General features: G+C 44.2%; 19 protein-coding genes, 1 tRNA gene and 2 riboswitches. Of the genes, 14 read left to right on the forward strand and 6 right to left on the reverse strand.

Annotated elements, in window-relative coordinates; all coding sequences use genetic code 11:
• Window positions 1-28: 28 nt before the first annotated feature.
• Window positions 29-225: riboswitch (cobalamin riboswitch) on the reverse strand.
• Window positions 226-265: 40 nt separating this feature from the next.
• The 5 genes from GK047_RS00255 to GK047_RS00275 all read right to left on the reverse strand — a co-directional run bounded on the left by GK047_RS00255 (window position 266) and on the right by GK047_RS00275 (window position 3486).
• Window positions 266-1108 (reverse strand): energy-coupling factor ABC transporter ATP-binding protein, encoded by an 843-nt coding sequence (locus GK047_RS00255; protein WP_163940055.1) that lies wholly within the window; start codon window positions 1106-1108, stop codon window positions 266-268.
• Window positions 1105-1908 (reverse strand): cobalt ECF transporter T component CbiQ, encoded by an 804-nt coding sequence (gene cbiQ / locus GK047_RS00260; protein ID WP_163940056.1) that lies wholly within the window; start codon window positions 1906-1908, stop codon window positions 1105-1107. The genes GK047_RS00255 and cbiQ overlap by 4 nt, the downstream gene beginning before the upstream one ends.
• Window positions 1905-2189: an energy-coupling factor ABC transporter substrate-binding protein gene (locus GK047_RS00265; RefSeq protein WP_163940057.1), complete on the reverse strand. Its 285-nt coding sequence runs from the start codon at window positions 2187-2189 to the stop codon at window positions 1905-1907. Before GK047_RS00265 ends, cbiQ begins: the two co-directional genes overlap by 4 nt.
• On the reverse strand, window positions 2186-2965 hold the full coding sequence (locus GK047_RS00270; protein ID WP_481855937.1) for an energy-coupling factor ABC transporter permease: 780 nt from the start codon (window positions 2963-2965) through the stop codon (window positions 2186-2188). Before GK047_RS00270 ends, GK047_RS00265 begins: the two co-directional genes overlap by 4 nt.
• A 138-nt stretch (window positions 2966-3103) precedes the next feature.
• Window positions 3104-3291: riboswitch (cobalamin riboswitch) on the reverse strand.
• Window positions 3292-3412: 121 nt separating this feature from the next.
• Window positions 3413-3486: transfer RNA gene (locus GK047_RS00275), tRNA-Arg, on the reverse strand.
• A 145-nt stretch (window positions 3487-3631) separates the two neighbouring features.
• Here GK047_RS00275 and GK047_RS00280 point away from each other — a divergent pair.
• The 6 genes from GK047_RS00280 to GK047_RS00305 all read left to right on the forward strand — a co-directional run bounded on the left by GK047_RS00280 (window position 3632) and on the right by GK047_RS00305 (window position 10303).
• Window positions 3632-4558 carry a hypothetical protein gene (locus GK047_RS00280; RefSeq protein WP_163940058.1) on the forward strand — a complete coding sequence of 309 codons (927 nt, stop codon included), beginning with the start codon at window positions 3632-3634 and terminating at the stop codon, window positions 4556-4558.
• A gap of 147 nt (window positions 4559-4705) precedes the next feature.
• A complete protein-coding gene (gene tig, locus GK047_RS00285) occupies window positions 4706-6007 on the forward strand; it encodes a trigger factor (RefSeq protein ID WP_163940059.1) in 1302 nt (433 codons plus the stop codon).
• Window positions 6008-6251: 244 nt separating this feature from the next.
• Entirely contained in the window at window positions 6252-6842 is a 591-nt protein-coding gene (gene clpP / locus GK047_RS00290; protein WP_163940060.1) for an ATP-dependent Clp endopeptidase proteolytic subunit ClpP, read from the forward strand.
• A 12-nt stretch (window positions 6843-6854) separates the two neighbouring features.
• Window positions 6855-8123: an ATP-dependent protease ATP-binding subunit ClpX gene (clpX, locus tag GK047_RS00295; protein ID WP_163940061.1), complete on the forward strand. Its 1269-nt coding sequence runs from the start codon at window positions 6855-6857 to the stop codon at window positions 8121-8123.
• A 95-nt stretch (window positions 8124-8218) separates the two neighbouring features.
• On the forward strand, window positions 8219-9316 hold the full coding sequence (gene ispG / locus GK047_RS00300; protein ID WP_163940062.1) for a flavodoxin-dependent (E)-4-hydroxy-3-methylbut-2-enyl-diphosphate synthase: 1098 nt from the start codon (window positions 8219-8221) through the stop codon (window positions 9314-9316).
• Window positions 9317-9478: 162 nt separating this feature from the next.
• Entirely contained in the window at window positions 9479-10303 is an 825-nt protein-coding gene (locus GK047_RS00305; RefSeq protein ID WP_481855913.1) for a divergent polysaccharide deacetylase family protein, read from the forward strand.
• Here the strand turns inward: GK047_RS00305 and GK047_RS00310 are convergent.
• Window positions 10284-10910 carry an N-acetylmuramoyl-L-alanine amidase family protein gene (locus GK047_RS00310; RefSeq protein WP_163940063.1) on the reverse strand — a complete coding sequence of 209 codons (627 nt, stop codon included), beginning with the start codon at window positions 10908-10910 and terminating at the stop codon, window positions 10284-10286. The genes GK047_RS00305 and GK047_RS00310 overlap by 20 nt on opposite strands.
• A gap of 266 nt (window positions 10911-11176) precedes the next feature.
• Between GK047_RS00310 and lonB the strand changes: the two genes are divergently transcribed.
• The 8 genes from lonB to GK047_RS00350 all read left to right on the forward strand — a co-directional run bounded on the left by lonB (window position 11177) and on the right by GK047_RS00350 (window position 20637).
• Complete coding sequence (gene lonB, locus GK047_RS00315) at window positions 11177-12895, forward strand: ATP-dependent protease LonB (protein WP_163940064.1); 1719 nt, start codon at window positions 11177-11179, stop codon at window positions 12893-12895.
• Between the two features lie 109 nt (window positions 12896-13004).
• Window positions 13005-15350 (forward strand): endopeptidase La, encoded by a 2346-nt coding sequence (gene lon / locus GK047_RS00320; protein ID WP_163940065.1) that lies wholly within the window; start codon window positions 13005-13007, stop codon window positions 15348-15350.
• Window positions 15351-15373: 23 nt separating this feature from the next.
• Window positions 15374-16009: a ribosome biogenesis GTP-binding protein YihA/YsxC gene (yihA, locus tag GK047_RS00325; RefSeq protein WP_163940066.1), complete on the forward strand. Its 636-nt coding sequence runs from the start codon at window positions 15374-15376 to the stop codon at window positions 16007-16009.
• 239 nt (window positions 16010-16248) lie between these two features.
• Window positions 16249-16836, forward strand: coding sequence for a non-ribosomal peptide synthetase module (locus tag GK047_RS00330; protein WP_163940067.1), 588 nt, complete (start codon window positions 16249-16251; stop codon window positions 16834-16836).
• A gap of 311 nt (window positions 16837-17147) precedes the next feature.
• Window positions 17148-17552, forward strand: a complete 405-nt coding sequence (gene speD, locus GK047_RS00335; protein ID WP_163940068.1) for an adenosylmethionine decarboxylase — start codon at window positions 17148-17150, stop codon at window positions 17550-17552.
• A 196-nt stretch (window positions 17553-17748) separates the two neighbouring features.
• Window positions 17749-18210: a hypothetical protein gene (locus GK047_RS00340; RefSeq protein WP_163940069.1), complete on the forward strand. Its 462-nt coding sequence runs from the start codon at window positions 17749-17751 to the stop codon at window positions 18208-18210.
• Window positions 18211-18367: 157 nt separating this feature from the next.
• The gene (gene hemA / locus GK047_RS00345) at window positions 18368-19771 is read left to right on the forward strand and encodes a glutamyl-tRNA reductase (protein WP_163940070.1); all 1404 of its coding nucleotides are present in this window, start codon (window positions 18368-18370) and stop codon (window positions 19769-19771) included.
• A 35-nt stretch (window positions 19772-19806) separates the two neighbouring features.
• A complete protein-coding gene (locus tag GK047_RS00350; RefSeq protein ID WP_163940071.1) occupies window positions 19807-20637 on the forward strand; it encodes a cytochrome C assembly family protein in 831 nt (276 codons plus the stop codon).
• The last annotated feature ends 2 nt before the right edge of the window (window positions 20638-20639 follow it).

A 20639-nucleotide genomic window follows, 5' to 3' on the forward strand; every position in this document is an offset into this window, starting at 1 on the left:
AACACCTCCCTATCTCCCGTAGGTAAACACAGTGCTGTCAGAATAGGCAGGTCTCCTGGCTTCAGGATCATCATCAGACGTCAGCCTTCCCAATCCTAAGATCAGTGGCGCTAGTGGCGTTGATTCCTCTGTTACAGTGGCGGGACCGCGTCGGTATTACACCGAACTTCCCTTTTAAGCTCTGGTACGACATCATGCCAGAGCACCTATTCCCACAATATAAAATTTATAATTTATCTGAATAAATATACAATTTAATTGATAATTATGCAAATATTTTTTGTGTTAATGTTTTAAACTCTTCAACGCTCCTCGGGGGAAGCATCCCCTTCTCTTGGCGAATGGCTGCTGGTAAAGCGTGCCAAATGTCTAAAAGCATCGGCATATCTAATCCCAAACCTAAGATGGCGGCTGGATCGCTAAATATGTCATAAGGAGTTCCTTCCATGATACACTGACCTTTCTCCATGATCAGAATCCAGTCGGCCCATGAATAAGCTAGATTCATATCATGAGTGGCCATTACTAAGGTTACGCCTCGCTTATGAATACGTTCAAGTTCTTGGACGAGCTGCTGCTCAGATATGCGATCCAGATATGCGGTAGGCTCATCAAGGAGCAGCAATTCAGGTTCCAGTACTAGCACGCCTGCGAGCGCTACACGCTTCTTTTGACCGAGGCTTAAATGATGGATTGGCGTGTGAGCTAAGTGCTCTAGCCGCATCGTTTGAAGCATCTCTTTGGTTCGCTGCTGGATTTGCACCTCCGCGATGCCCGCATTGCGAAGCCCATAAGAAACATCCTCGAAAGGTGTGTTTAGGATAAGCTGCTGCTCGGGATCTTGAAAGACGAGTCCTACTTGCTGGCGTAATTGTTTGAGCTCTTTGCTGGTATAGGATAGAGGCGCGTGCTTCCAAAGGACTTGTCCTGAAGCAGGTGAATTAATCCCTATTGCCTGAAGGAATAAGGTGGATTTACCGGAACCATTATGGCCGCATATGGCTGTTTTTTTTCCTTCAGGAATGCGAAGGTTTAATTTGTGCAGAGCCTCGGTATTTGTACCTGGATAACTGAAACTTAATTCAACGGTTTCTAAAATCGAACTCATGCGATATTCCCCCAGCGGAGCCAAATTTCCAAAAGCAACAGCAGCGCAACGCCGATGCAGCTTTCCACTTTATAGCGACGAGGGATGGGCTTGGCTTGATAAGGCGCCATCTGAATGATATCCGTAAATCCTCGTGACAGCAGTCCATCGGACAGTGCTTTATAGCGCTGCATCGTTTTTATAAACATCCTTACAATGAGAATAGCTGTATCCTTTAAACGGTTACGGAAACCAGTTTGACCGCCTCTAGAGCGTTGGGCTACATACATGTCGTGAGCGATTTCAGAAAGGATAAACAGAAATCGATACATAATGAGCATGATTTCAAGCACGAGTGAGGGCACACGCACTTTTTTCATAACCTGTAGCAATTCCGAGAAAGGTGTGCTGAACATGAGAAAAGTCATACAGGAAAGGCTTGCCAAGATACGTATGAACAGCTTGCCCGCCAATACAATTCCTGACGAAGTTACGAAAGCGCTCCAACTTAGAAAAGGATACGAAATGATAACATTTGATGTCCGTACATTTTCATACAAAGGTCGGATTTCAATGATCATAGCAGGTAGGCTGGCCACAAAAAACAAACAGGCTGCTCCAGTGATAAGAAAATAGTTTTTCATAGGGATTCGAGCATAGCCTATCGTCCAGATAGCCATCCACACCGTAAGAATGATTTGTACCGCAGGGTGCGTTACATAAGAGAGAAGCAGCATAACAACTGCGAATCCACTTTTCCACATTGGAGAGATGGCTCGCAGCTGATTATGATAAGAAAGCGTGTCAATGAGCTTGATCATTGGTCTTTGGATTTGGAAGCTTTCCCTTTAAATAGGCCAATAGCAAATCCGATGAATCCGGCACCGAGGGCTGCTTGTAAAGCGAACAGCATGCTTTCTGTTTCTGACGGCAGCTCAAAGAGCGAAGAGAACCAGGGTTCATAGGAGGGATGAAGGGACTGAATCAATTGCTCAGCCGCATCATCGGCCCCTCCGAATTCGCCTTTAACAAAAACAAGCGGCAGCACAGCAAGTAACACGACTGCGATGAGCATTCCTATATTTTTCGTGCGAGCTTTCATAGTTCTCGTGCTCCTTTCATTTTACGTTGCAAAATGGATAGTTCCTTTGGATTGTAGGATTGGATCCAGTTCCAAATTAACACCGTGAGAATCCCTTCACTAATTGCGAGAGGAATTTGCGTAATAGCGAAGATACCGCCGAATTTTACAAAAGAAGCTGCAATGCCGCCATGTTCGGCAGGGAAAGCAAGCGCTAGCTGAATGGAAGTTACTATATAAGTAGATAAATCCGCGAGAGCGGCAGCTAGGAAAATGGACCACTTCATCTTACCCGTTGTTTTCATCATAGCTTTGTAAACGAAGTAACCGACGATTGGGCCGCAAACGGCCATAGAAAACGCGTTAGCCCCAAGGGTTGTCAAACCGCCATGCGCAAGTAAAACGGCTTGAAATAAAAGAACAATGGAACCTAGCACGCTCATTGGCAACGGACCGAACATGACAGCGCCCAAGCCTGTCCCTGTTGGATGTGAACTGCTTCCTGTAACCGACGGGATCTTCAGGGCAGACAATACGAAAGTAAAAGCGCCAGCTAACCCTAGCATGATTTTTAATTCTGGGTTTTCTTTTGTGATTCGGATGAGCGAGCGAAGTCCTAGAAAAAAGAAAGGTAAGAAGGCAACCCACCAGAATATCGCCCATCCAATAGGGAGGAAACCTTCCATAATGTGCATAGCAAAGGCCGATTCAGGTTCATTTAGAAATAAATACAGCGTAAATCCGAGCGCTACAAGCAAAAAGCTTGTAAGCTTAGTTGTTTTGGACTTCATTTCCATGTTCTTCTTCATTCCTCCTAATTATAGTTAAGTAAAAAAACCAATCCTGACGGATTGGTTTTGGGTACGTACGAATAGACGACAAAACATAGTAGTGTCGAGTCTCTTGACGTACACCGCTCCTCTCCGCGAAGGCACTTGTGTGTATAAATGAAGGTAGGTCTCCTGGCTCTCGGATCGTTGTGTTCTTTCGCCTTCCCTGATAGTTGATCAAGTGACGTTTTGAAAGAAACTCCCCGAATACAGTGGCGGGACCGCTCGGGATTTTCACCCGATTCCCTGTTACCCCTTGCTGCTTGCAAGGGCACCTCATTTATTGATATTTGCAATTACTTGATTATAGCACAAAAAAAGTAGATTTGATGAGAGAAATCTACTTTTTTACTATTATATGAATGAACACAAAAAAGACCGCGATTTCTCGCGATCTTTTTAATCAAACCTAAACGTCCCAGGAGGGATTCGAACCCCCGACCGTACGCTTAGAAGGCGTATGCTCTATCCTGCTGAGCTACTGGGACACGGACTTGTTTCACTTGCGGATAACCATCCGTGTAGCGAAGCAAGAGTTATATTATCATATCGATTTGATTGAAGTCAACCCCTTCTTCAAAATTATTTTGCAATCGAGTACGCAATCAAGTAAACTGTCACCAGCGAGACCAAGTGCTTGAGGTGATTATCATAACGGAACCATCTATCAACAATCTAGTTCTGTTTCCCAAAACAGAGCAATTTTATGAAGAAGAAATTACTCGATTTCTACAACATGAACAGTATAACGATGCGCTGCAACTGCTCACGTTTTTACTGCGATTCCCCAATGCCGATCAGCAAAAGACGGACCAGTGGGAGGCGCTGCTTCACTGGCTCCAGACGATGCATCCGGAAACTTTGTTTCCAGCAACGAGCGTAATGGAAGAGGAGCAGGAGGAAGAAGAGGAATTGCTGCGTCAGTATATCCAGGAGAAAACGACAGACGACAGCGCCTATATTGAGAAGACGTTGAATATGCTCCGGGAGGGCTCGCTAGAACAACAGGTTGCTGCGCTAGAGCAATTAGCTTTTGTGGAGCTTTCGGAAGTAAGCCAGGCTGTTAAACGTTGGATTACAGAAAAGGGAAGACATCCCCATGTTCAGTTCAAGGCGCTACAAACCTTGAAAAAGATGGGAGAGCAAGGCTTCATCGAACTGCCTAAAAATGGAGGTTTAGTCTTAGTAGAAATCGAAGAGACGCCTCTTATCCCGGAAGATTTTCCAATGCAAATTAGGGATATGATTCGCAGAGTCGGAGAAATTAGTGAAACAGAACAACCTGATTTTGTTTATTTTGCTAGCCAAACATGGCATGAATTTCTATCATACGCGTACGGAACTTCGATTTACTCTGACTTACTGAGGATGGAAGAAGGGGCTGTTGATGTCTGGGCTTCCGCTTTGCACGTAACCCTTCAGGAGAAATTGTTTGGGATGGCGAATCGGGAGGAGCTTCTGGATGCCTATGGGATTGTCGATTCCATGAAACTCCAATGGAAACGAGCTCATCTGACGTTGCAGACGTTCATGAATCAAATGAATCCCAACCCTTCATAAGGGGGAGAAAGTATCTGCCTTGAAATGAAAATGTTATATGGTATAATAGAATGGTTATAATGGTCGGTAGAGGTATTTTTACATACGCTCCACTCGCCAGAACGTGAAAATAATGTCATGGAACATTTTTGGAGGGGAAGGCATAAAATGAAAGCAAGTTGGGAAAAAATAGAGAAGAACGTAGGCGTTCTTGAAATTGAAGTAGGCGCAGAGCGCGTCGCAGATGCATTGGATAAGGCATTCAAAAAAGTATCCGCGAAAGTGAACGTTCCAGGTTTCCGTAAAGGGAAAGTACCTCGTTCTATCTTTGAAGCTAAATTTGGTATTGAAAGCCTGTACCAAGATGCATTGGATATCATCTTGCCAGAAGTTTACGTACAAGCTATTGAAAAAACGGGGATTGAGCCAGTTGATCGCCCAGAAGTTGACGTTGAGCAATTCGGTAAAGGTCAAGTTCTGAAATTCAAAGCAAAAGTAACCGTGAAACCGGAAGTAACGCTTGGCGACTACAAAGGCATCGAAGTTCAAGCTGTAGACGCGAACGTAACAGACGAAGAAGTGAACGAAGAATTGACTCGTTTGCAACAACGCCATGCTGAGTTGGTTGTCATTGAAGAAGGACAAGCAGCAAACGGAGACGTCGTTGTTCTTGATTTCGAAGGATTCGTTGACGGTGAAGCGTTCCAAGGCGGTAAAGCGGAGAAGTATTCCCTTGAGCTTGGTTCTAACAGCTTCATTCCAGGTTTCGAAGAGCAACTAGTTGGACTTGCAAAAGGTGAAGAGAAGGAAGTTGAAGTTACCTTCCCTGAAAACTATCACTCCGAGGACCTTAAAGGCAAAGTAGCTGTGTTTAAAGTGCTTATTCACGACATCAAACGCAAAAACTTGCCAGCTCTCGATGATGAGTTTGCAAAAGATATAAGTGAGTTCGATACCCTTGAAGAGTACAAAGAAGAAGCCAAAAAACGTCTTCAAGAGCGTAAAGAAAAAGACGGCGAAGCTGCTGTTGAAACAGCTGTTGTCGAAAAAGCTGCAGCTAACGCTGAAGTTGAAATTCCAGCAGCGATGGTGGAAGCTGAGCTTGATGTGATGGTGAAAGAATTTGAGAGACGTCTTCGTTCCCAAGGAATGACACTCGAAATCTACTTCCAGTTCTCGGGTCAAGATGAAAGCGTACTGAAAGATCAAATGAGAGAAGATGCTGAGAAGCGTGTTCGCAACAACCTTGTTCTTGAAGCTATCGCAGCAGCTGAGAAAATCACAGTTTCCGATGAAGAAGTAAACGTGGAACTCGAAAAATATGCACAATCTTACCAAAAATCCGCAGCTGAACTTCGCGAGTTGTTTGCTTCCAATGGCAGCCTTGAAGGTTTGACTAACGATCTTGTAGTAAGAAAAACCGTTGACTTCTTGCTCGAAAATAGCAAGCATGTTTCCGCAGCAGTGTAAATAAGGTAAGTAGAGGCACGTACGGAATGCTGGCGTGCCTTTACTTTACCCACTTTTATGCCAAATTTGTCTCGCTTACATAAGAAATATCGCTATACATAGGCTTGCCTTGAAAAAATGACTTTGCTACCCAAACGTGTTAAACTGTTAGTTAGATGGGAAAGGAGCTTATTGAGTTTCCTGTTTCTATCATAGATCCCGCATAGGGTGAAACATGGCTATTGCCGTAAAAGGAGTTGGTACAATGAGTCTTATTCCTATGGTTGTTGAACAAGAGGCTCGTGGGGAGCGTTCATACGATATCTACTCGCGCCTGCTCAAGGACCGCATTATCTTCATCGGGAGCGCCATCGATGACGATGTGGCTAATTTGGTCATTGCCCAGCTGCTCTTTTTATCCGCTCAGGATCCTGAGAAGGATATCCACTTATATATCAATTCCCCAGGTGGATCTGTAACAGCGGGGATGGGTATCTTTGATACCATGCAGTTTATTAAACCGGACGTTTCTACGATTTGCGTAGGAATGGCTGCAAGCATGGGTTCTTTGTTGTTAACAGCAGGAGCCAAAGGTAAGCGATACGCGCTGCCGAATGCAGAAGTAATGATTCACCAACCGCTCGGAGGCGTTAGAGGTCAAGCGACTGATATCAAGATCCACGCGGATTGGATTATTAAAACGAAACAAAAACTCAACCAGATTTATGTAGAGCGCACGGGTCAGCCGCTTGAAAAGATCGAAAGAGACACCGATCGCGATAACTTTATGAGCGCTGCTGAGGCGAAAGCGTATGGGTTAATCGACGAGGTTATCACTCGAAACGACTTGAAATAAAGGAGTGATCCCATGTTTAAATTTAACGATGAAAAAGGCCAACTCAAATGTTCCTTTTGCGGGAAATCCCAAGACCAAGTACGTAAACTTGTAGCTGGTCCGGGAGTTTACATTTGTGATGAATGTATAGAGCTTTGCACGGAAATTGTAGAAGAAGAATTAGGTCATGAAGAAGAACTGGATCTAAAAGATGTTCCGAAGCCGAAAGAAATTCGGAATATTTTGGATCAGTATGTTATTGGTCAAGATCAAGCTAAGAAATCGCTAGCTGTAGCGGTTTATAACCATTATAAACGTATCAATTCACAGAATAAGCTTGAAGATGTAGAGCTTCAAAAAAGTAACATTGTTCTTCTCGGACCAACAGGAAGCGGTAAAACGCTGCTAGCGCAGACACTTGCCAAAATCCTAAACGTTCCGTTCGCAATCGCTGATGCGACTTCTTTAACGGAAGCTGGTTATGTTGGCGAAGACGTAGAGAACATTTTATTGAAGCTGATTCAAGCTGCTGATTACGATGTAGAGAAAGCCGAGCGCGGTATTATTTACATCGATGAAATCGATAAAGTAGCTCGTAAATCAGAAAACCCTTCGATTACGAGAGATGTTTCTGGTGAGGGCGTACAACAAGCTTTATTGAAAATTCTCGAGGGAACGGTTGCTTCTGTACCTCCGCAGGGCGGACGCAAGCATCCACACCAAGAATTTATTCAAATCGATACTACGAATATTTTGTTTATTTGTGGCGGTGCTTTCGATGGCCTCGAGCAAATCATCAAACGTAGGATCGGCAAAAAAGTTATCGGTTTCAGCACTGACGGGTTGAAAGTGGATTTGAAACCAGGCGAATACCTTTCCATGGTGCTCCCGGAGGATTTACTGAAGTTTGGTTTGATCCCGGAATTCGTTGGTCGTCTACCGGTTATTTCGACGCTAGAGCCACTTGATGAGCCTGCACTTGTTCGTATTCTCTCCGAGCCGAAGAATGCGCTCGTGAAACAATATCAGAAGATGCTGGAGATGGATAATGTCTCGCTCGAATTCGACGCAGAGGCACTTGATGCCATTGCCAAAGAAGCGATTAAGCGCAATACTGGCGCGCGCGGTCTGAGAGCGATCATCGAAAGCATTATGCTCGATGTGATGTTTGAAGTCCCTTCAAGAACAGACGTCTCAACTTGCATGGTAACCAAAGAAACCGTGCAAAACAAAATAACGCCCGTTTTGACTACCAAAGAAGGCGTTCAGACGGCTGGAAAGAAGAAAGAAGAAAGTGCGTAACCCATAATTTCACAAATACATTCACAGCCTCCAATCCGGTTTCCGTTAGGAAATTGGAGCGGAGGATGTTTGGTGTCATGGGGAGAGAAACCATAATGTTCCATAGAAAAGAAACCCGCCCTGTACGTGTGGGCGATTTAATGATTGGCGGCAGCGACGAAGTCATCATTCAAAGCATGTGTACGACCAAAACGGCAGATGTGAAAGCAACTGTTGCCGAAATTCTCCGTTTGGAGGAGGCCGGCTGCCAAATTGTCCGTGTAACTGTTAACAATAAAGAAGCTGCGGAAGCAATAAAGGAAATAAAAAAACAGATTCATATTCCACTTGTTGCCGATATTCATTTCGATCATCGCTTGGCACTTGCTGCCATTGAGAACGGAATTGATAAAGTTCGTATCAACCCGGGGAATATTGGCCGCCGCGAAAAGGTGGAAGCGGTTGTTAAAGCATGTAAGGAACGCGGCATTCCAATTCGGATTGGCGTCAATGCAGGATCGCTAGAGAATCATCTTCTTGAGAAATATGGCTACCCTACACCAGATGCAATGGTGGAAAGTGCTTTGTTCCATATTAACATTCTTGAAGAACTTGATTTCCATGATATCATTGTTTCACTGAAAGCATCAGATGTGCCAATGGCTATCGCGGCGTATGCCAAAGCGGCCAAAGCATTCAACTACCCATTGCACCTTGGCATTACAGAGGCTGGGACGCTGTTTACAGGCGCTGTGAAGAGTGCCGCGGGCATTGGTGCACTGCTCAATATGGGCATTGGCAACACGCTGCGCATCTCGCTTAGTGCAGATCCAGTCGAAGAGGTTAAAGTGGCTCGCGAGCTGCTCAAAACGTTTGGGTTGATTACGAATGCAGCAACGCTTGTCTCTTGTCCGACCTGTGGCCGCTTGGATATTGATTTGTTTTCCATCGCCAACGAAGTTGAGGCGTACATCTCGAAGATCAAGGTTCCGATTAAGGTATCTGTTCTCGGCTGTGCGGTAAACGGCCCCGGCGAAGCGCGCGAAGCGGATATTGGCATCGCGGGAGCTCGTGGAGAGGGCATGCTTTTCCGTTATGGGGAAATGATTCGTAAAGTTCCTGAAGCGGAACTGCTTGCTGAGCTTAAGAAAGAAATTGATATCATTGTTGAATCTTATGAGAAGACGGGAGTAATTCCTGGTCGTAAACATTAAATGAAAAGCCCATGAGGAGAAATCCTTATGGGCTTTTTTGCTGTATCAACCTAATCATGCATATTCCTCGAGCAAGCGAAGCATAATGAGTAAATCTGGAAGGCACTGCTCGCAAAGCAAGTTTTTTTGCAGGTTAAAACTCAAAGGAGAATGAATATGGTCATGAAAAAATTAGTGCCTTTACGGCAGGTTATTCTACCTGTTATGGTGAGCGCTTTGCTGCTAATCCTTCCCTTTCAGGTGGGGGCTTCTGACGAGCCTATGCCATCGACTCAACCGCCTAACGGTCCTACCAAGCAGGTAGCCATCGTCATTGATGATTTTGGTAACAATATGGAGGGGACAGCCGAGATGTTGAGCTTACCCATTCCACTCACTGTTGCTGTAATGCCCTTTTTACCCTCAACCAAGCAAGATGCCCAACTAGCTCACGAGAAAGGGCATGAGGTTATTTTGCATCTCCCAATGGAGCCTGTGCGCGGTAAAAAGAGCTGGTTGGGGCCAGGGGCGATTACAACTGATCTTTCCAATGATGAAATTCGTAAACGAGTGCTTGCAGCTATTGAGGATGTTCCCTATGCGATAGGTATTAATAATCATATGGGCTCCAAGGCCACAGCAGACGAAAGAGTCATGAAAATTGTGGTGGAGATATGCAAAGAAAAAGGCTTGATCCTTCTGGACAGTAAAACTTCTTCCAAAAGTTTAGTTGGGAAAATAGCAGGACAGATGGGAGTCCCCTACTCAGAGAATCAGCTATTTTTCGATGACCTCTATACGTACAGTCACATAAGCAAGCAAATGGTTAAATTTAAAAAGCTGATCCTTCAAAAAGAAACCAGTATTGCTATTGGCCACGTAGGCCCTCCAGGGAAAAAAACAGCGCAAGTGATCAAAGAAGCTATTCCTTCTATTCAGAAGGAAGCTACATTCGTTTCAATTTCTAAAACGATGAAAACTCCAACCGTTAAGAAGGATGAATCATAGCAAAATATTGCTGCACAGCGGTACTGATCGCTTCCGCCAGCTTCGTTTGATGGTGGGAGTTATTCAGTAGTCTGCGATCTGTTTTGTTAGTGATGAATCCCAACTCAATAATAACAGATGGGCTCTTTGTATGTTTGAGTACGTAGTATTTTTTTCCGTATATAGGCAGCTCATTAGTGCCATATAAATGATTTAATGATTCCTGTAAAAGATGAGCCAGTAGAATGCTGTCAGATTGATTTTGGTAAAATACAAGCGGCCCGCGACGATCAGGTTTGCCTGCATTAATATGCATGCTGAGCATCAGCTTGGGCTTAAGCGTGTTGGCAATTCCTGATCGCTGGGCAAGATCTTTACGGTGTCTTCCACCAGAAGACCATGAATTATCGTCACTTAGCGCATAATCCTTGTTGCGATTCATAACGACGCGGTAGCCTTTCTTTTTTAATAACTTAAATGTCTTTTGCGAGATGGCTAGATTCATGGCTTTCTCTTCATATTTTCCAAATATTGCTCCGCTATCGATACCGCCATGTCCTACATCAAGGAGCACATCGGCATCAGGAAGATAAGGGTCACTCCTATGCGCCTTAGCATCTGTACTCATGAAACAAAGGCAAAGGGAAAGTAGAAGGATAGCTAAACAGTGTTTCAAAAGGTCACATCCTTTTTGCAGCCATATGTACCTATATCTTTCTTCCGAAGATGTACTATCATGCATCCAGCAAAAGTTTGCAGCGATTGGATTAACCTTCTTTTACACGGGAATAATGGAAAGTAGTGTGTGTAGACGAGGCCGATTTTCTGAGGAAAATAAAGTCTGAAAGAACAACGACAGTTTTCCAGAAGGGAAACTCTTAGGAGGTATGAAAGATGAGCTTAAGTATTATTCTTATGGTAATTCAGGTTTTTTTCGCTGTTGTAATTGGTTTGTATTTTTGGAATTTGCTGCGCAATCAACAGACGAATCGGTCTGCAGTCGATAGAGAGTCTAGGAAGGAGCTAGAGAAGCTGCGGAAACTGCGCTCGATCTCGTTAACGAAGCCATTATCCGAGAAGACAAGACCTTCCTCCATGCAGGATATCGTCGGTCAAAAAGAAGGGCTAAAAGCGCTGAAAGCCGCGCTGTGCGGGCCAAATCCACAGCATGTCCTTATTTATGGTCCTCCTGGCGTAGGTAAAACAGCAGCAGCTCGTGTCGTTCTGGAGGAAGCCAAGAAAAACCAGGACTCTCCGTTTCGGCCTGATTCTAAATTTACAGAGATTGATGCGACAACAGCGCGTTTTGATGAGAGAGGGATCGCGGATCCTTTGATAGGTTCGGTTCATGACCCTATTTATCAAGGGGCTGGCGCGATGGGGGTGGCTGGGATTCCACAGCCAAAACCTGGAGCTGTGACCAAGGCGCATGGAGGTATTTTGTTCATCGACGAAATCGGCGAATTGCACCCAACCCAAATGAACAAGTTATTAAAGGTGCTTGAGGATCGCAAAGTGTTTTTGGAAAGTGCTTATTATAGTTCTGAAGATACGAATATTCCAGGCTATATACATGATATTTTTCAAAATGGATTGCCCGCTGATTTCCGCTTAGTAGGAGCGACGACTCGGACACCCAATGAGATTCCACCAGCGATTCGTTCTCGCTGTTTGGAAATTTTTTTCCGTCCTTTGCTCCCTGAGGAAATTGGAGAAATTGCGCAAAAAGCACTTAAAAAGATTGGTTTTCAAGAAAGTCCTTCTGCTGTCAATGTTGTAACCAAGTATGCAACTAACGGTAGAGAAGCTGTGAATGTTATTCAACTTGCCGCAGGTATTGCGTTAACGGATAAACGTGAAGAAATTACAGCCGCGGACATTGAATGGGTTGTGAATTCTTCGCAGATTCCGCCGAGACCTGAGCGCAAAGTGCCGGCGCATCCGCAAATCGGCTTCGTGAATGGTTTAGCTGTATATGGTCCTAATCTAGGCACATTACTGGAAATCGAAGTTACAGCCATTCCAATTGCCGTTCCTGGTACAGGAAAATTCAACATCACAGGTGTTGTGGATGAAGAGGAGATGGGTGGCGGTTCCCGTACGATTCGGAGAAAAAGCATGGCTCGGGGATCTGTGGAGAACGTGCTTACGGTTCTTCGGAAGCTTGGGTTTAATACAGCTGATTACGACCTGCATATCAATTTTCCAGGTGGCGTACCGATTGATGGGCCCTCAGCAGGGGTTTCGATGGCTACGGCTATTGCATCAGCGATACATAAAATACCTGTCGACAACAAGTTGGCGATGACTGGAGAGATGAGTATTCACGGTAAGGTAAAGCCTGTAGGCGGGGTTGTTGCTAAGGTAGAAGCAGCTTTTCAAGCTGGAGCGACCAAAGTCATTATTCCAAAAGAGAATTGGCAGGAATTGTTCGCTGATTTGCCTGGTGTTGAAGTTCTGGCTGCTGAATCAATTGAGGAGGTGCTTCAAGCTGCTCTTGGTATCGAGCTACAGGATAATGTGATTCCAATGCCGCTTGCTTCTGAGCGAACAATATCCGCGCCAGCTTTACCCATTTTACATGCCAAATCGCCTAACGTTATTGAGTCTTAATCGGCATTCCTAAGCCTCGCAAACCGCACCACAGCGCCAATTGGTGTTTTGTTTGTAGTTTTGATAAAATGTAAAGCAACAGGGATACAATTATTAGGAGGTGCAGAGGATGGGACCTGGTAAAATCAAGGTGCGCAGATTACCGCTTTTACCTTTAAGGGGACTGTTAGTCTATCCGAGTATGGTTCTACATCTGGATGTGGGGCGGGAAAAGTCGGTAAAAGCGCTCGAGCGGGCGATGGTTGATGACAGCATGATTCTCCTCTGCTCTCAATCCGAGATCAATATAGAAGAACCCTCCAAAGAGGATATCTATCGTATCGGCACGATTGCAAAAGTGAGGCAAATGCTTAAATTGCCGAATGGGACAATTCGTGTGCTTGTCGAGGGTGTGCTTCGTGCTGAAATCACGGAATATCTCGTTAACGACGAGTACTATGAAGTAACAGCCAAAGAGCTTCCGGAGCAAGAAACCACGGATCCAGAGATCGATGCGCTAATGCGAACGGTATTGAATCAATTCGAGCATTATATTAACCTTTCGAAAAAGGTGACGCCCGAAACGCTCGCGGCTGTTTCTGATATCGATGAACCCGGCCGATTGGCCGATGTGATATGCAGTCATTTATCGCTGAAGATTAAAGATAAACAGGAAATTCTCGAGACGGTCGATGTTCGTGAGCGTTTAGAGAAAATGCTGAACATCTTGAATAATGAACGCGAAGTGCTTGAATTGGAGCGCAAAATTAGTCAGCGTGTCAAGAAACAGATGGAAAAAACGCAAAAAGAATATTATCTTCGTGAGCAAATGAAGGCGATTCAGAAGGAGCTTGGCGATAAAGAAGGCCGCGCTGGCGAAGTAGATGAGCTGCGCGCTCAACTTGCTGAAGCTGAGCTCCCAGAAAAAGTGCGTGAGAAAGTCGAAAAAGAAATCGATCGATTAGAGAAGATGCCATCAACTTCAGCTGAGGGCGGCGTTATTCGCAACTACATTGACTGGCTGCTAGGACTTCCATGGTCTAAGCAGACTGAGGATGATCTTGATCTCGTTCAAGCAGAGCAAATTCTCAATGAAGATCATTTTGGACTTGAAAAGCCGAAGGAACGCGTGCTGGAGTATCTAGCTGTTCAGAAGCTTGTGCAAAAGCTGAAGGGACCTATTCTTTGTTTAGTTGGTCCTCCAGGCGTAGGAAAGACGTCGATTGCGCGTTCGATCGCTAGATCGATGGGAAGACAGTTTATTCGCATCTCACTTGGCGGTGTAAGGGATGAAGCGGAGATTCGCGGTCATCGCCGCACCTATGTAGGCGCGATGCCAGGGCGTATCGTTCAAGGAATGAAAAATGCTGGCGCCAATAACCCTGTCTTCTTGCTCGATGAAATCGATAAGATGGCAATGGATTTCCGCGGTGATCCTGCCTCAGCACTGCTAGAAGTACTTGATCCTGAACAGAACAGCACTTTTAGTGATCATTTCATTGAAGTACCGTTTGATTTATCAAATGTTATGTTCGTAACGACGGCCAATGCCGTTCACAATATCCCCCGGCCGCTGTTAGACCGGATGGAGGTTCTCTACATTCCTGGTTACACGGAAATCGAGAAGCTCCAAATTGCTAAGAAATATTTGCTGCCCAAACAAAAGCGTGATCATGGTTTGCAAGAAGAGCAGTTGATTGTTGAAGAAGCGGCGTTAATGAAAATTGTTCGAGAGTACACCAGAGAAGCGGGTGTGCGCAATTTGGAGCAGCAAGTAGCGGGGATGAACCGCAAGGCGGCCAAACAGATTGTGACAGATCCGTCTACACCGGTACATGTAACCGAAGAGAATTTGAAGGACTATCTAGGACCAGCGAAATTCCGGTATAATGTAGCAGAAGAGAAGGATCAGATTGGTGCTGTAACGGGTCTTGCTTGGACAGAAGTCGGTGGCGACACCCTGGTCATTGAAGTCACGGTCATGCCGGGAACAGGAAAACTGACTTTGACGGGAAAACTCGGTGATGTGATGAAGGAATCGGCGCAAGCCGCATTCAGCTTCACACGTACCCGTGCAGCTGAATTTGGAATAGCGGCTGACTTCCATGAGAAAAATGATATTCACATTCATATTCCGGAAGGCGCGATTCCAAAGGACGGTCCTTCTGCTGGAATTACGATGGCAACTGCACTTATCTCCGCATTAACGAATATTCCTGTTTCCCGCAAAGTTGCGATGACGGGCGAGATTACGCTGCGAGGGCGGGTGCTGCCCATCGGCGGGCTGAAAGAAAAAGCGCTAGCCGCGCATCGTGCGGGTATTCGCATCATTTTGCTCCCGCATGATAATGAAAGGGACATCGTTGAGATTCCAGAAAGTGTCCGTAACGAGATGACGTTTATACCGGTGAGCCACATGGATCAAGTGCTTGAACATGCGCTCGTGAAAAATAACCCGCCGGTCCACGTCGGATAACGACAGAAAGTAGTTGAACAACCATGAAGGTCAATCAAGCTGAATTTATTATCAGTGCGGTTGGACCTAGCCAATATCCTGAGGATGCCTTGCCGGAGATTGCTCTGGCAGGGCGTTCTAATGTTGGGAAATCATCGCTTATTAATCGTTTGATCTCCCGGAAGAATTTGGCTAGAACCAGCTCACAGCCAGGTAAGACGCAAACATTGAATTATTACAAAATCAATCAGGACTTATATTTTGTCGATCTTCCCGGCTACGGCTATGCGAAAGTATCCAAAACGGAGCGCGAGAGATGGGGGAAATTCATTGAGAATTATCTCCTGAATCGAGAGCCGCTCAAGTTAGTCATGCAATTAATTGATTTAAGACATCCCCCGTCCAAAGACGATCAGGCGATGTATCAATGGCTCAGACATAATGATCTTCCTGTGCTCGTTGTAGCTACGAAGGCAGATAAGATTCCAAAGAGCCAATGGCAAAAGCACGCCAAAATCGTTCGGGAAACGTTGGGTATGGATCAAGGTTACCATCCACTTCTATTCTCTTCTGAAATTGGGCTCGGTAAGGATGAATTATGGGCAATCCTAGAAGAAGCAATTGATTACGGAAAACCTACAAGTGAAGAAGAAAATCGTGAAGAAGAACCGTCCTCTTAAACAGAGGGCGGTTTTATTTTTTTATAAAGAGGTTTAAAAGATGGAGAGAACCTTGAAGGAGTTGGAGGGAAATTGAGATTTACTGGTGAAAATTTGCTGGCATTCCGTCTTTCCTTCGTTTTTTCAGAATATTTGGCTGATTATCATGAATTCTACGCAGGAATATTAAGTGTTCATGTAGTATAATAATAAGCAAGGTAATAACTTAGGGCTTGAAAACAAAGAATCGAGGGATTTTTATGGCACAAAGGTTAGCGACTGAATATGTCAAAACCTGCCTACAGTTAACAGAAGCCGAGATGTTCAAGTTTTTTCAAATGTTCGTGGATCATCAAGTGACATTGCAAGTCAAAGTTTTGGAAAATGGCAATCAAGAGGTTGTTTTTCAAGACGGTGCAGGTCAGGAAATTGTCCTCTCATTTGAGCAGAAATCGGGCCTATATGAATGCACGGGATCCTGTCGATTAAGCAATACCTTGCTGGCTAATTTAATGCGCAAAGCGGTTTCTGAATACAAAGGAAGCGCGACTGTTAATCGAATTTATCCAGGTTATACGATGGTTTATTATTATGAACGCGGTACAGTTGTTAAGATCGTCGAAGTTAAAGGCACATTATTGACTGTTATTTATGAATACCAAGACAAGATCGGTCTTATGCAGCAGTTGTTCCAAAAGAAAGAAGTGGAACAGGAGATTGAAAGAACTCATGACCAAATTAATCATCTTCTTGACCTACGCAATACCTTGCAAGAGCAAGAAGCACATCAGCAGATCGACTCTCGCCTCAGTGAACTAACGCATCGCTTGTTTGCATTGGAGGCTTAAACCCACATATATCCATTACTTGTAAGGACCTTGTTGATAGGGTCCTTTTTGCATTGTCGCGCACATGTAGGGCGGGATATTCATATTGTAGGTACGAAGTTAAATGACGAGAAAGGTGCTGGCAAAAAAAACTATTGCATTTCTGTTCGATAGATGTTATTTTTAATCTCGTTGACAACAATATAGGAACCAGGATTCACTCAGGACATTGAATGTTGCGAGAGATTATTCCCTCGGGAAGTGAATGACGTAGGTCCTAGCGGATGAAATTTTTTTCAGACATTTTATTCCTAGGAAGGGGGAACCGGAAGATGGAAGAATACTCAACTTTCGGAAGACACGTTGCTGTAGATACTTGGGGGGTAGATTTCGAACTTCTGAACAATGCAGATTGGCTGCAAGCTCAGATGGTAGAAGCTGCCGAGGTATGCGGAGCAACCGTACTATCTGTACAATCTAAGCAATTTGAACCACAAGGAGCAACAGTACTTGTTATGTTGTCCGAGAGTCATCTCTCCATTCATACTTATCCTGAGAGAGGTTTTGCCGCATTAGACTGTTATACTTGCGGTGAGACAGTTGACCCTCAGTTAGCAATCGACTTCATGGTATCCGTACTAAAACCAGAGACGGTTTATGCGAAGAAATTAGTTCGTGGAATCGGTGAATTGCAAGTAGAAACTCCTGAAATAAAGCAAGCAGAGCTTGTTAAATAAGAGACTGCGCATATGGATAACAATGGCCACGGAGAAATCCGTGGTCATTTGTTTGTCCCAAATCCCATAAACTATTACTGCGGTACTTGGAATTCGTATCAGGGGAGGGACTGGGCGCGGTATGAGGAAGAGCCTTACGAAAAAAATGGTTATGTACGGGATTATACTTTGTCTCGTGGTAGGGTCGTGTTACCAAATGATTAGCATGCTGAGCAGTCATAAAGAAGATCATGATGCTACACATCTGCTTTTTCAAGTATCGCTTTTCCAAATGGAACTTTTGAATAGCTACCTAGAGGAAGCGAGGAAGATGAAGGATACAGCGGAGTTGAATGCCATCAAACAGGCGTTGTATTCGGCAGCCTACACGCACGAACGGTTAGTGCTCGCAGTTGGGGGAAATGAGCACTTGAATTCGATGTCTAGCCTAACGCAGCTTATGCAGTACATACAGAGACTTCAGATAGGCGGCGAACGGCAGTTGAAGCCCGACGAAATTCAAACCTTGCAGGAAACAGCGAATCAATACAAAGACATGTACCAGCTATATGAAAAAATTATGGCTTCCAGTGGTGGCGTAATTTCTTCTCAAAACGTGAAGCTGACTGAGCTCAATGATGCGTTGACAATAAAAATTCACAAAAAAATGCTGCAATGATCGGGTTATATACCAATTCTGGTATATACGAGCAATTTGCTGTTAAAACTAACGAGCAGAGCGAAGCATTCATAATTTAGTCAAAAAAATTGTCGGATTGCTTGTTTTGCTGTGCTATAATAATTCATAGAAATGAACGGGAAGGCAGGTGACCCCATTGCATATTATCGCAGTAGGCTTAAACTATCGTACAGCTCCGGTTGAAATTCGTGAGAAATTCACTTTCTCAGAACGTGATTTACCAACGGCTATAGCAGAATTGAAAGAGACCAAAAGCATACTTGAATGTGTAATTGTCGCCACCTGCAACCGTACGGAAATTTATGCGGTCGTAGATAGAGCCCATTTATGTAACTATTACATTACAAATTTCATCGAGCGTTGGTTCGGTGTTGCGAAAGATCAATTTCAAAAGCATTTATATATGTACGAAAACGATAAAGCTACTGAGCATCTTTTCCGAGTCACAAGCGGCTTGGATTCGATGGTTATCGGAGAAACGCAAATTCTTGGACAAGTGCGAGATGCTTTTTTATTGTCGCAAAATTTGAAAGCGACAGGAGCTTTTTTCAATACGTTGTTTAAGCAATCCGTTACACTTGCCAAAAGAGCGCATTCAGAAACAGGGATTAGCGATAATCCCGTTTCAATTAGCTACGCGGCGGTTGAACTTGGCAAACGTATCTTTGGTTCCTACATGAATAAAACCGTCATGATTATAGGAGCAGGCAAAATGAGCGAGTTAACTGTAAAACATTTGTACGTAAACGGGGCAGATAAAGTTATTGTTGTGAATCGTACGTATGAACGGGCAGTTGAACTGGCTGAGAAATTTAATGGGATTGCTTGCACCATTGATAAGATGCTGGAAAGGTTGCCTGAGGTAGACATTATTATTAGCTCTACTGGAGCACCTGGTTATGTTCTCACGAAAAATGATATTCAGCCTTATTTACAGAAAAGAAAATCACGACCTCTCTTTATGATGGACATCGCGGTGCCCCGAGATCTTGATCCGGAAATTAGCGACTTACCGAATGTGTTTCTTTATGATATTGATGATTTGGAAAATATTGTTGATAAGCACTTGCAGGAAAGAAAAAAGGAAGCCGCTAAGATTGAAACGATGATTGAGACTGAAATGGCTGTTTTTGAGCAGTGGACCAAAACACTAGGCGTAAGCCCAGTTATTCACGCGCTTCAAACAAAAGCGAATCAGATTCATGAAGAAACCATGGAAAATATGTTAAAGAAGCTTCCTGATCTGGATGAACGGGAAGTTAAAGTTATTCGCAAATTAACGAAGAGTATTGTAAACCAAGTGCTTCGCGATCCGATCCTGCGGATAAAGGAAATGGCGGGAGAACGTCACGGGGACGATGCTTTAGAGATGTTTACCAAGCTGTTTGCATTGGAAGAAACGTTGGAGATGCAGGAGCAGGCAGATCAATTGGCGCAAGAAGCAGAGCGAAGAGCAGTGGAATTGGAAGATCAGCGTATAAAGGATGAGAAGATGTCCGTACGCAGCTTACAACCTGCAGACGGTCTAGCGAGATCTTGAGAGAAGGCGGGATATAATCGCCAAGGAGAGGTGCCATGGTCACACGTAGTTGGTTGTTTGATGCAATGATTTATATGTATGCCCTGAGCCTACTGTTTTACTTTTCCGACTTCGCCAATGCGAACCGGAACGCAAAACGGATGGGGACTGGGCTGCTTTTGTTTGTATGGGTTTTGCAAACCGTTTATTTGGGGCTCAACCTTTATGATCATTTGACGCAATGGGCGTTTGAACGTTCGGATGTTCTATTTATGTTTTCGTGGTTAATCGTGACTATTTCGCTGATCGTCAATCGTTTTTTTCGTATTGAATTGTTCGTGTTTTTTGTGAATGTACTTGGGTTCGCCATTCTTGCTTTAAATGTGTTTGGAAATCCGCGGGTAAAGCCGATTATAGCAGGTTGGGACATCAACGATGAGTTATTATTTATCCATATCACACTAGCTATCGGAAGCTATGCGGCTTTCTCGATTGCTGCAATATTTTCAGGCATGTATCTGTTTTTGCATAGAATGTTAAAGGAGAAGAAATTCTCCCAGACAGTTATGAGGCTGCCCTCGCTAGAGAAAATTGAGCAATATACCTATACAGCGGTTATTATCGGGGCGCCTTTGCTAATGTTAGCTTTAAGTTTAGGTATTGTGTGGGTTTTACTTGAAGGTAACAATAATTTGCTTTACGATCCAAAAGTGCTCAATTCCGTTTTTATTTTACTAGCGTATGCCTTTTACTTATTTCAGCATTACGCTATGCGCATTTCAGGCAATAAGCTTGCGGTATGGAATCTTACGGCATTTGTCATTGTGGTTATCAATTTTGTAGTCTCTAATTTTTTATCAGGTTTTCATGGCTGGATTTGGAGTTGAGC

The organism is Paenibacillus sp. SYP-B3998, from assembly GCF_010820665.1.
GTDB lineage: Bacteria > Bacillota > Bacilli > Paenibacillales > NBRC-103111 > Paenibacillus_E.

What these genes read in the sequence shown, in the direction of transcription:
- GK047_RS00330 (WP_163940067.1), top strand. Translation starts at nt 16,249, where the DNA reads ATGGCACAAAGGTTAGCGACTGAATATGTCAAAACCTGCCTACAGTTA.
- clpX (WP_163940061.1), top strand. Translation starts at nt 6,855, where the DNA reads ATGTTTAAATTTAACGATGAAAAAGGCCAACTCAAATGTTCCTTTTGC.
- GK047_RS00305 (WP_481855913.1), top strand. Translation starts at nt 9,479, where the DNA reads ATGAAAAAATTAGTGCCTTTACGGCAGGTTATTCTACCTGTTATGGTG.
- yihA (WP_163940066.1), top strand. Translation starts at nt 15,374, where the DNA reads ATGAAGGTCAATCAAGCTGAATTTATTATCAGTGCGGTTGGACCTAGC.
- lonB (WP_163940064.1), top strand. Translation starts at nt 11,177, where the DNA reads ATGAGCTTAAGTATTATTCTTATGGTAATTCAGGTTTTTTTCGCTGTT.
- clpP (WP_163940060.1), top strand. Translation starts at nt 6,252, where the DNA reads ATGAGTCTTATTCCTATGGTTGTTGAACAAGAGGCTCGTGGGGAGCGT.
- GK047_RS00310 (WP_163940063.1), bottom strand. Translation starts at nt 10,910, where the DNA reads ATGAGTACAGATGCTAAGGCGCATAGGAGTGACCCTTATCTTCCTGAT.
- speD (WP_163940068.1), top strand. Translation starts at nt 17,148, where the DNA reads ATGGAAGAATACTCAACTTTCGGAAGACACGTTGCTGTAGATACTTGG.
- cbiQ (WP_163940056.1), bottom strand. Translation starts at nt 1,908, where the DNA reads ATGATCAAGCTCATTGACACGCTTTCTTATCATAATCAGCTGCGAGCC.
- GK047_RS00270 (WP_481855937.1), bottom strand. Translation starts at nt 2,965, where the DNA reads ATGGAAATGAAGTCCAAAACAACTAAGCTTACAAGCTTTTTGCTTGTA.
- GK047_RS00350 (WP_163940071.1), top strand. Translation starts at nt 19,807, where the DNA reads ATGGTCACACGTAGTTGGTTGTTTGATGCAATGATTTATATGTATGCC.
- GK047_RS00340 (WP_163940069.1), top strand. Translation starts at nt 17,749, where the DNA reads ATGATTAGCATGCTGAGCAGTCATAAAGAAGATCATGATGCTACACAT.
- lon (WP_163940065.1), top strand. Translation starts at nt 13,005, where the DNA reads ATGGGACCTGGTAAAATCAAGGTGCGCAGATTACCGCTTTTACCTTTA.
- ispG (WP_163940062.1), top strand. Translation starts at nt 8,219, where the DNA reads ATGTTCCATAGAAAAGAAACCCGCCCTGTACGTGTGGGCGATTTAATG.
- tig (WP_163940059.1), top strand. Translation starts at nt 4,706, where the DNA reads ATGAAAGCAAGTTGGGAAAAAATAGAGAAGAACGTAGGCGTTCTTGAA.
- GK047_RS00255 (WP_163940055.1), bottom strand. Translation starts at nt 1,108, where the DNA reads ATGAGTTCGATTTTAGAAACCGTTGAATTAAGTTTCAGTTATCCAGGT.
- GK047_RS00265 (WP_163940057.1), bottom strand. Translation starts at nt 2,189, where the DNA reads ATGAAAGCTCGCACGAAAAATATAGGAATGCTCATCGCAGTCGTGTTA.